Source organism: Bartonella florencae (assembly GCF_000312525.1).
Classification (GTDB): Bacteria; Pseudomonadota; Alphaproteobacteria; order Rhizobiales; family Rhizobiaceae; genus Bartonella; species Bartonella florencae.
The window spans coordinates 1-340 of sequence record NZ_HE997514.1 but is presented as its reverse complement, the minus strand read 5'-3'; the positions used below and the strand labels follow the sequence as shown (position 1 = coordinate 340).

Here is a 340-nt window from a genome sequence, read left to right as displayed (position 1 = left end):
GCAAGTCCAGATGGTTTTGTTGGTGAAGATGGTTTAGTGGAGATTAAATGCCCACAATCACCAAACCATTTACGCTTCTTTATAGATGACAATATCAAGCCTGAATATCTTGCACAAATGCAATTCAAATGGCTTGTACGGGACGTAAATGGTGTCATTTCATGAGTTATAATCCGCATTTTGTAGGTAGATCATCTCATTTGCGCATGAAAATCAAACGTATCTATCGTGATGAGGAACAAATTCAACAAATCAATCAAGCGGTCGAGATATTTTTGGAGGAAATAGAGCGAGATCTGAAGCAGATCTTAACAAAAGCCGCTTGACATTATGGGGGTGC

1 pseudogene is annotated in these 340 nt (G+C 39.1%); it reads left to right on the top strand.

The annotated features are described in order from the left end of the window. Positions 1-326, top strand: a pseudogene (locus BN202_RS09120) (YqaJ viral recombinase family protein); the annotation flags it as partial. Positions 327-340 lie beyond the last annotated feature (14 nt).